The sequence below is a fragment of the Hydrogenophaga electricum genome, assembly GCF_030160815.1.
GTDB lineage: Bacteria > Pseudomonadota > Gammaproteobacteria > Burkholderiales > Burkholderiaceae_C > Hydrogenophaga > Hydrogenophaga electricum.
The window spans coordinates 37,485-46,865 of the sequence record NZ_BSPB01000028.1 but is presented as its reverse complement, the minus strand read 5'-3'; the positions used below and the strand labels follow the sequence as shown (position 1 = coordinate 46,865).

Genomic DNA, 9,381 nt, shown 5'->3' with positions numbered 1-9,381 from the left:
ACCTGCGTCGCGTTGCGCGACCTCCGCGCCCAGGCCGATGCCCCCGCGCTGACCGAGCGCTGCACCTGGGGCCAGGTGTGGGCGGCCTCGGCCGCGCCCAACCGCGAAGGCACGGCGCTGGCGCTGGCGGTGCAGCCGGTGGACGGCTGGCGCGAGCTCTGGGTGTTCCGCCGCGAGGGCCAGGACTGGGGCGTGCAGGTGCTGCCCCCGGCGCCGCTGCAGCCCGGTGCGGGCTATGCCGAATTCGCGGGCTGGGAACCGGGCGGCCAGCGCCTGCTGGTGGCGCGCGAAGCGCTGGCCGAAGGCAAGACCATTCGCCGTTTCGAGGTGGTGCGCGTGACCACCGGCCTGCCCGAGCGCACCGCCTTCGACCCGGACGCGCTGGGGCCCTTCAACCGCTGGGCCGACCCGGCGTGGAAGCGCGACTCGCTGGCGCTGCGCTGAAGGGCCGGGCCGGTCACCGGTGGCGGCATGCACCAGTTTCAGCCGCGGTCAGCGCGGCCCGGGTGGAGGCCGGGCCGTTCGTGCCGTGCTTTGGTGCAAAACCGCGCAGACGTGCCTGGCACGCTCCGTGCATAGGTGAAGGCAGCATGGAGAGCGGTCTGCACACGGTTGTTGCAGCGGCTTGTGCGTAGGTCCACTAGGGTTCCGTCTGCGGCAGCGCAGGGTCTGGTCCGAGAGTGGACCGGCCTGATCGCAGGCTCCACGGAGGGACAAAAGCCCGGGAGAACGACGTTGATCGTCTCTCCTGCGTCTTGTCCCACTCCATGGAGCTTCCCTATGAAACTGGCAGGTCTCTTCTCCCCGTCCGCAGCCTCTCCCTCCGTGCTCGGCCGACTCCTCAAACCCGCGCTGGGTGCAGCGCTGTCGCTGGCAGCCGCCACCACGTTCGCGCAGGGCGTCACCAGCATGAAGATCGCCACCGTCGTGTGGATCGGCTACGGCCCGTTCTACGTGGCCGAGTCGCTGGACCTGTTCAAGAAATACAACCTCAAGGTTTCGCTGCAGGTCTTCACCGACCCGGCACTGATTCCCCCGGCCATCGCCTCGGGCGCGGTCGACGGCGGCATGCTGACCTACGACCAGGTGGTTGGCCAGGTCGCGGCCGGCAAGGCCATGAAGGTGGTCATGCCCATCGACTACTCCAACGGTGGCGACGCCATCGTGGCCGATGCCTCGGTCAAGTCGGTCAAGGACTTCAAGGGCAAGAAGATCGGCTACAACCCGCTCTCGCCCAGCGACTTCCTGCTGTCGTACGCGCTCAAGGTCAACGGTCTGGGCGAGAAGGACATCAGCCCCGTCAGCATGACGCCCGAAGCCGTGCCCGCCGCCATGGCCTCCGGCCAGCTGCCCGTGGGCGTGACCTACGAACCCAGCCTGTCGCAGATCCTCAGCCAGGGCGGTGGCAACAAGTTCAAGGTGGTGTTTTCCTCCAAGGACGCGCCCGGCCTGATCGCCGACGTGCTGGTGTTCGACGACAAGGTCATCAAGGCCAAGCCGGCGCCGATCAACGGCATCATCAAGGCCTACCTCGACGGCCTGGCCTACATGAAGGCCAAGCCCGACGACGCCGCCAAGATCATCGGCAAGTTCATGGGCATCCCGCCGGCCGAGGTCAAGGACCAGCTCAGCGGCGTCTACAACATCCCGCTGGCCGAGATGCCCAAGGCCTTCTTGCCAGCCAAGGAAACCACCTCGTACTACGCCAGCGGTGAAGTGATCGGCGAACTGCTCAAGGCCAAGGGCCAGATCAGCAAGGTGCCCGCCACCGAAGCCACGATGGACGCGTCCTTCGTCAAGGCCCTGGCCAAGTAAGTCCGGCCGGGCGCCGCGCCCGGATCTGCCGCCCCCACCGTGCCGGCCGGCATGTGGGGGCGGGCAGAGCCCTGGCCGCCGCGCCCACGGTCCGGTGGCCTTGTCTGACGGAGACACCCGATGAAAAACCCCCTGTTCCGCCATGCCGATGGCGTCTGGCCCAACACGGCGGCGCTGGCCTTCACCGTGCTGGGCTGGCCGCTGGGCATCGCCCTGCTCGGCCAGGCCCACTGGGCCTGGAACGTGGCCGGCGTGCTGCTGGTCACCCTGACGCTGACCTGGTCGGCCTACTTCATCCACGAATTTGCGCACCAGGCCATCTTCCGCACGCCCGAAGCCAATGAGCGCTGGGGCGTGCTGATGAGCTGGATCAACGGCAGCGCCTACGCCCGCTTCGCCGACCTGCGGCGCAAGCACATGCGCCACCACGTCGAACGCGCCGACGTGCTCACTTTCGACTTCCAGCGCTTTCTGCGCGAACGCCCGCTGCTGCGGCGCGGTGTGCTGGCGCTGGAGTGGCTGCACATCCCGGCGGTGGAGTTCCTGATGCGCGGCATCGTGATGGCGCTGCCCTTCATCGACGAGCGCAAGCGCGACGCCCGCGGCCGCATCCTGGGCGTGGCGGCGGTGCGCCTGGCGGCCTGGGTGCTGCTGGCGGTGTGGTCGCTCAAGGCCCTGCTGCTGTACGCGCTGTCGTACCTGCTGTTCGTGCACCTGCTGCGTTTTGCCGACTGCTTCCAGCACACCTACGACACCTACCCCATCCTCGACGAAACGCCCATTCCGAAAGACAAGCTGCGCGACCGCGCCTACGAGCAGGCCAACACCTACAGCGACGTGGTCGGCCTGGACGCGAAGTGGCTCAATCTGGTCTGGCTCAATTTCGGCTTCCACAACGCGCACCACGAGCGCCCGGTGGCGCCCTGGCACCAGTTGCCGGCCTTGCACCGCCAGCTCTACGCCGACGACTACCCGCAGGTGGTCACGGTGGGCGAGCTGCTGCGTGCGTACCACCGCCACCGCGTCACCCGCGTGATGGCCGAAAACTACGGCGAGGTCCGGCCGCGTGGTACGCCGCACCGGGCCGACACCTTCATCGGCGCCGTGGGCGTGTCTTTCCTCACAGCGGTATGACGATGCACTATGGCCTGGACGGCCGCACCGTGCTCATCACCGGCGCGGCCGGTGGCATCGGCCAGGCGCTGGCCCGGGCCTTCCTCGAACAGGGCGCGCGGCTGCTGCTGCTGGACCGCGAGGCCGCGCCGCTGAATGCGCTGGTCGAAGCCCTGAGCAGCCACCAGGTGCACAGCGCCGTGTGCGACCTCGGCAGCGATGCCTCGGTGGCGGCCGTGGCCGACCTGGTGGCCCACCGCTTCGGCCGCCTCGACGCGCTGGTCAACAACGCGGGAACCGAATACCCGACGCCCGTCGACGACGCGGCGCCCGACGCCAACGCCCGCTGGGCCGCGCTGCTGGACAACAACACCACCAGCATGTGGCGCCTCACGCGCGCGCTGCTGCCTTCGCTGCCGCGCGGCGCGAGCGTGATCAACCAGTCCTCCATCTGGGGCTGCATCGGCGTTGCCGGCTTCTCGGCCTACGGCGCGAGCAAGCACGCGGTGGTGGGCCTCACGCGCTCGCTCGCGCTCGAACTCGGGCCGCGCGGCGTGCGCGTCAACGCGGTCTGCCCCGGCTGGGTGCGCACCGCCGCGGCCCTGCGCTCGCTGGCGGTGATGGCGGCCGAGCAGGGCCGCAGCGAAGCCGATGTCGAACGCGAGATCCTGGCGCGCCAGGCGGTGCCGGTGATGCTCGATCCCGCCGACCTGGCCGGCGTGTTCCTGTTCCTCGCCTCCGACGGGTCGGCCGCGCTCACCGGCCAGTGCCTGAGCGCCAGCCATGGCGAGGTGATGCTGTGATCCCCGCCCTCTCGCTGCAGGGCCGCACCGCCCTGGTCACCGGCGCCGCCACCGGCATCGGCCGCGCCTGCGCCGTGCGCCTGGCGCAGGCCGGCGCGACGGTCTGGATCAATCACCTCGGGCAGGCGGACGCGGCCGCTGCGCTGGTGCGCGATATCGTCGCCGCCGGCGGCCGGGCCCAGACCATCGAGGCCGACGTGAGCGACGCCTTGGCGGTGCAGCGCATGGCCGAAGCCGTGGGCGCCGTGGACGTGCTGGTGAACAACGCCGGCGTCATCCAGGAGAAGCCCTTTCTCGACACCACCGAGGCCGACTGGGACCGGTTGCTGGCCGTGGACCTCAAGGCGGTGTTCCTGGTTTGCCGCGCCTTCGTTCCCGGCATGCTGAGCCTGGGGCAGGGGGCCATCGTCAACATCGCCTCCGACCTGGCCCTGCTGGGCCGTGAGCGCTACGCGCCCTACTGCGCGGCCAAGGCCGGCGTGATCGCGCTCACCAAGTCGCTGGCGCGTGAGTTCGCCTCGCAGCACATCCGCGCCAACGCGGTGGCGCCCGGTCCCGTGGCCACCGCGATGGTCTCGCTCGAACACATGAGCGCGGAGTGGGTGGAGAAAGAACTCGCCATTCCGCAGCACCGGCTCGGTGCGCCGGAGGAGATCGCCGACAGCGTGCTTTTTCTGGCCAGCGACCTCTCGCGCTTCTACACCGGGCAGGTCCTCGGGCCCAACGGTGGCTCCGTCATGCCATGAACAGGAAGCACCCCCCGCGCCGCTTCGCGTCACCCCTCTTCAGAGGGGCGGCAGCTGAGGCCCGGCGAAGCCGGTTCTTCGGTGCCTCTGGCCTGGCCCCCTGCACTCAGTGCTTCACGTTCTCCGAGCTCCGCCGTACATCATGAAGCTGTTGCCAGTCCACCCCAGCGACCGCGTCGCCACGGCGGTGCTGCTGTTCTCGGCCACGGTCTGGGGCCTGACCTGGATGCCGCTGAAGTGGTTCGTCGCCCAGGGCCTGCCCGGCCCGCTGGTCTCGCTGCTGACCTACGGCTCGGTGGGCCTGCTCGCCGTGGGGCTGCTCTGGCGCGACCGCGCCGCGTGGCGCGCGCAGTGGGGCCTGGTGCTCGCGCTCACGCTGGTCGGCGGCTGGGCCAACACCTCGTTCGTGAATGCGGTGATGCTGGGCGATGTGGCGCGGGTGATGTTCCTGTTCTACCTCTCGCCCGTGTGGTCGGTGCTGGGCGGGCGGCTGTTCCTGAACGAGCGCATTCCGCCTGCGCGCTGGGGCGCGGTGGCCGGCGCGATCGTCGGGCTGTGGCTGGTGCTGGGCGGGCCCGGCATCGGTGGTGCCGAGGCGCTGGCCTTCACCTGGGTGGACGCGCTCTCGCTCTCGGCCGGCTTCGCCTTCGCCGCCAACAACGTCATCGCCCGCGCCGCCGACCGCGTGCCCCTGCGCACCAAGACCTTCGCCGTCTTCGTCGGTTGCGGCCTGCTCTCGGCGCTGGCCACCGCACTGACCGGGCGCACGTTGCCCGGAATCGGTGCGTGGCTGTGGCTGGCGCTGCTGGCTTACGGCTTCGGCTGGATGCTGCTGGCCACCGTGACCTGGCAGTACGGCGTGACCCATCTGGAGAGCAGCCGCGCGGGCGTGATCCTGCTGGCCGAGCTGCTGGTGTCGGTGGGCACGGCCATTGCATTGGGTGGCGAGAGCCTGAGCCCCATGGGCTGGGCCGGCGGCGCGCTGATCACCTGTGCGGCGCTGGCCGAGGCCCTGTTCCCGCCCGCTGAGAAGCCCCTGACCGAAACCGCCCCCACCGCCGTGCACACACCATGAACACCACCGTCTGGATGAACCAGCTGTCCTGGGTCGACTACCAGCAGCGCATCCGCATCGAGCACCCGCCCGTGCTGCTGCCCGTGGGCGCGCTGGAGCAGCACGGCCCCCACCTCCCCCTGGGCACCGACGGCCTGCTGGCCGCCGCCGTCGCGGCCGACACCGCGGCGCGCGTGGGCGGCCTGGTCGCGCCCACGCTGAGCTACGGCTACAAGTCGCAGCCCAAGTGCGGCGGTGGGCAACATTTCTGCGGCACCACCAGCGTCGACGCCGCCACGCTGATCGGCCAGGTGCGCGACGCGGTGCGCGAATTTGCGCGCCACGGCGTGGACAAGCTCGTCATCGTCAACGGCCATTACGAAAACCAGTGGTTCCTGATCGAAGGCATCGACCTCGGGCTGCGCGATGCCAAAGCCGCCGATCCGGCCTGCGCGCTGCAGGTGATGCGGCTGGAGTACTGGGACTTCATGACGCCCGAGACCCTGGGCCACGTGTTCCCCGACGGCTTCCCCGGCTTCGCGCTGGAGCACGCGGCCGTGCTGGAGACGTCGATGATGCTGCACCACCACCCCGGCCTGGTGCGCATGGACCTGCTGCCGAACGACGGCCCGGCCGACTTCCCGCCCTACGACATGTACCCCAGCCGCCCCGACTGGGTGCCGCCCTCGGGCGTGCTGTCCTCGGCCAAGGGCGCGGACGCGGTCAAGGGCCAGCTGCTGTCCGACGAGGTCGCGCGCCGCATGGCCGAGGCCATCACCACCGGATTCACACGCCCATGACCTCCCTGCACGACCTCGACCCCCAGGCCACCGCGCTGATCGTCATCGACATGCAGCGCGACTTCTGCAGCCCGGGCGGCTACGCGCACCAGGCCGGCCTGGACATCACGCGCATGCAGGCCGTGGTGGGCCAGGTGAAGACCCTGCTGGTGGCGGCGCGCGCGGCCGGCCTGCACGTCTTCCACACCCGCGAAGGCCACCTGCCCGACCTCTCGGACTGCACGCCCGCCAAGCTGGCGCGCAGCGCGGCAGCCGGCGCGCCCATCGGCAGCCCCGGGCCGCTGGGCCGGCTGCTGGTGCGCGGCGAGCAGGGCCACGATTTCGTGCCCGAGCTGCGCCCGCTGTCGTGCGAACACGTGATCGACAAGCCCGGCTACGGCGCCTTCCACAAGACCACGCTGGGCGCGCTGCTCGGCGCCTTCGGCATCCGCCGCCTGCTGCTGTGCGGCGTCACCACCGAGGTGTGCGTGCACTCCACCCTGCGCGAGGCCATCGACCGGGGCTTCGTCTGCACCACGGTGGGCGATGCCACCGCCGCCAGCCAGCCCGAACACCAGGCCCCGGCCCTGGCCATGATCGGTGTCGAGGGCGGCATCCTCGGCGGCGTCTGCAGCACCGCCGATGCCGTGGCCGCGCTCAACGCCCTGCCGCGCGCGAACCGGGAAGCGGCATGAAGCCATGACCCACTGGATCGACCTGCCCGCGCCCGACGAGCCCGTGCCCGCCGCCTATCGCGGCGTCTGGCAGCGCACCCTGCTCGAAACACCCGAGGGCCGCGACACCAGCACCCGCGTGCACTGGCTGCAGACCGAGGGCTGGCACGCCGACCTGCGTGTGCCCGCTGGCGCCAACCCCGCGATGCCCGAAGGCCGCGCGCAGCTGCAGGGCTTCTGCGGCCTCACCCGCATCACGCCCGGGCGCGACGGCCAGCCCGACATCTGCACCTGGGAGCGGCGCTGGGACGTGCAGCCGCCGCGCAGCACGCCCGATGCCGGCTACATGGTGTTTGAAACCCGGGAGCGCGTGGTCGAGACCGGCGTGCACGGCCGCTACCTGGAAATCTGGGAACGCCTGCCCGGCTCCACCGGCGCCTTTGCCGCGCAGGGCGAGGTGGATGCGCAGGGCCAGCCCACCGGCGCGATGCGCTTCGTCGCTGGCCGCTACGCCCTCACCGTGCGCCCGCGCACGGCCGACTGGCCGGCCGACCTGAAGCCGGACGAAACCCTGGCCGCGCTGGTGCAGCGCCACCCGGACATGGCCGCCGCCTTGCTGGACTTCGACCTGGTGTTCAGCGAAACACCGGCCTAGACGGGCCCCTTCCCGGCACAGACCCACCATGCTTCAACCCATCGACGGCGACTGGTTTGAATTCCGCGCGCTCGGCGACGGCCTGACGCTGATCACCGAGCCGCACGTCATCCCCTTCCTGCGCTGCAACATCTGGCACATCCAGGGCCGCGACACCGACCTCGTGGTCGACACCGGCCTGGGCGTGAGCAGCCTCTACAGCGCCTCGCGCCACCTGTTCGGCCAGCGCGTGGCCGCGCTCGCCACCCACGTGCACCTCGACCACGTCGGCGGCCACCACGAGTTCGCCGAATGCTGGTGCCACCGGCTCGAAGCGCCCGGCCTGCGCGGCGCCGACCCGTCCTTCACACTGGCCGACTTTCACCTCAACGACGTGCGCATCGACGTGCCCGGTTACACCACCGGCGGCCCCGCGATCACCGCGCTGCCGGCGCCGGACTACGACCTGTCGGCCTGGGAGATCCGGCAGGCCACGGTGACACGCGAGCTGGACGAGGGCGACGTGATCGACCTGGGCAACCGCCATTTCGAGGTGCTGCACCTGCCTGGCCACTCGCCCGGCAGCATCGGCCTGTGGGAAGCGAAGACCGGCACGCTGTTCTCGGGCGACGCGGTCTACGACGGCCCGCTGCTCGACCAACTGCCGCACGCCGACCGCGCCGCCTACGCGCGCACCATGGAGCGCCTGCTGACACTGCCGGTGAACGTTGTGCACGCCGGCCACGACCCGAGCTTCGGGCGCGAGCGGCTGAAGGAACTGGTGCGGGGGTATCTCGACGCTCAGGGACGTGTCCACGGCGCGCAGGTTTCCGGGCCGTAGCGGGCCGCCAGGCCCGGGCCATCCAGGGGCGCCGCCGCGCGACCCGGAGGCTGGGCATACTGGCGAGCTTTCCGTTCTGCCAGACCGCCATGCCCAATCCCGCCGCCCCCGCCATCGCCCCACTTTCCCGCTCGCCCCGGCACATCGGCATCGTGGGGTGTTCGGCCGAAGGGGCTGCGCTGTGTTACCGGACGATCTGCGCCGAAGCGCCGGCGTGGCTGGGGGCGCATGCCCATCCCGAGGTCTCGATGCACACGCCGTCGCTGGCCGCGTACGTCGACTGCCTGGACCGTGGCGATCTCGATGGCGTGGCCGTGCTCATGCTGGACTCGGCGCGCCGTCTGCAGGCCGCCGGTGCCGACTTCCTCATCTGCCCGGACAACACCATCCACCAGGCGTTCGGGCGTGTGCAACCCCACTCACCCCTGCCCTGGCTGCACATTGCGGACGAGGTGGCGGCCGAAGCGCAGCGGCGCGGCTTCCGGCGCATTGGCATCACGGGCACGGCCTGGCTGGTGGGCAGCGATGTCTACCCCGCCGCCCTGGCCCGCCAGGGGCTGGCCTGGGAGCGGCCCGACGATACCCAGCGCGCCACCATGGGCCGCCTCATCATGGACGAGCTGGTGGGCGGGGTGTTCCGGCCGGACACCGTGGCCTTCTTCCAGACCGTGATCGAGGGCTTCGCGCAAACCGGCTGTGACGCCGTCGTTCTGGGCTGCACCGAGATCCCCCTGATCATCGGCGACCACAACGCGGCCCTGCCCACCCTGGACTCCACGCGCCTGCTGGCCCGCGCCGCGCTGCGCCGGGCCGTGGGGGCCGACATCCGGCCTCCGGCTGGCTGACGTCGCGGTCTGGGCTTTGCATGATCGGGCGGCATGAGCACCGACCCCGGCGTGCGGTTCGCGCAGCACCAGGCCTT

Annotated in this window: 10 protein-coding genes, 1 pseudogene and 1 riboswitch; all 11 genes and pseudogenes read left to right on the top strand. The window is 70.8% G+C overall.

The window, feature by feature from the left end; all coding sequences use genetic code 11:
- A pseudogene (locus tag QQK43_RS15450) lies at window positions 1–444 on the top strand (hypothetical protein); the annotation flags it as partial.
- 185 nt (window positions 445–629) lie between these two features.
- Window positions 630–730, top strand: a riboswitch (guanidine-I (ykkC/yxkD leader).
- 50 nt (window positions 731–780) lie between these two features.
- Window positions 781–1,815 (top strand): ABC transporter substrate-binding protein, encoded by a 1,035-nt coding sequence (locus QQK43_RS15445; protein ID WP_284308446.1) that lies wholly within the window; start codon window positions 781–783, stop codon window positions 1,813–1,815.
- 120 nt (window positions 1,816–1,935) lie between these two features.
- Complete coding sequence (locus QQK43_RS15440) at window positions 1,936–2,949, top strand: fatty acid desaturase family protein (protein ID WP_284308445.1); 1,014 nt, start codon at window positions 1,936–1,938, stop codon at window positions 2,947–2,949.
- Entirely contained in the window at window positions 2,946–3,731 is a 786-nt protein-coding gene (locus tag QQK43_RS15435; protein WP_284308444.1) for an SDR family NAD(P)-dependent oxidoreductase, read from the top strand. Before QQK43_RS15440 ends, QQK43_RS15435 begins: the two co-directional genes overlap by 4 nt.
- On the top strand, window positions 3,728–4,477 hold the full coding sequence (locus tag QQK43_RS15430) for an SDR family NAD(P)-dependent oxidoreductase (RefSeq protein ID WP_234266276.1): 750 nt from the start codon (window positions 3,728–3,730) through the stop codon (window positions 4,475–4,477). Before QQK43_RS15435 ends, QQK43_RS15430 begins: the two co-directional genes overlap by 4 nt.
- Before the next feature lie 142 nt (window positions 4,478–4,619).
- A complete protein-coding gene (locus tag QQK43_RS15425) occupies window positions 4,620–5,552 on the top strand; it encodes a DMT family transporter (protein WP_284308443.1) in 933 nt (310 codons plus the stop codon).
- On the top strand, window positions 5,549–6,331 hold the full coding sequence (locus QQK43_RS15420) for a creatininase (RefSeq protein WP_284308442.1): 783 nt from the start codon (window positions 5,549–5,551) through the stop codon (window positions 6,329–6,331). The genes QQK43_RS15425 and QQK43_RS15420 overlap by 4 nt, the downstream gene beginning before the upstream one ends.
- Window positions 6,328–7,005: a cysteine hydrolase family protein gene (locus QQK43_RS15415; RefSeq protein WP_284308441.1), complete on the top strand. Its 678-nt coding sequence runs from the start codon at window positions 6,328–6,330 to the stop codon at window positions 7,003–7,005. The genes QQK43_RS15420 and QQK43_RS15415 overlap by 4 nt, the downstream gene beginning before the upstream one ends.
- Window positions 7,006–7,009: 4 nt before the next feature.
- The gene (locus QQK43_RS15410; protein ID WP_284308440.1) at window positions 7,010–7,639 is read left to right on the top strand and encodes a hypothetical protein; all 630 of its coding nucleotides are present in this window, start codon (window positions 7,010–7,012) and stop codon (window positions 7,637–7,639) included.
- A gap of 28 nt (window positions 7,640–7,667) precedes the next feature.
- Complete coding sequence (locus QQK43_RS15405) at window positions 7,668–8,459, top strand: MBL fold metallo-hydrolase (protein ID WP_284308439.1); 792 nt, start codon at window positions 7,668–7,670, stop codon at window positions 8,457–8,459.
- 89 nt (window positions 8,460–8,548) lie between these two features.
- On the top strand, window positions 8,549–9,304 hold the full coding sequence (locus QQK43_RS15400; protein WP_284308438.1) for an aspartate/glutamate racemase family protein: 756 nt from the start codon (window positions 8,549–8,551) through the stop codon (window positions 9,302–9,304).
- Window positions 9,305–9,381: the final 77 nt, after the last annotated feature.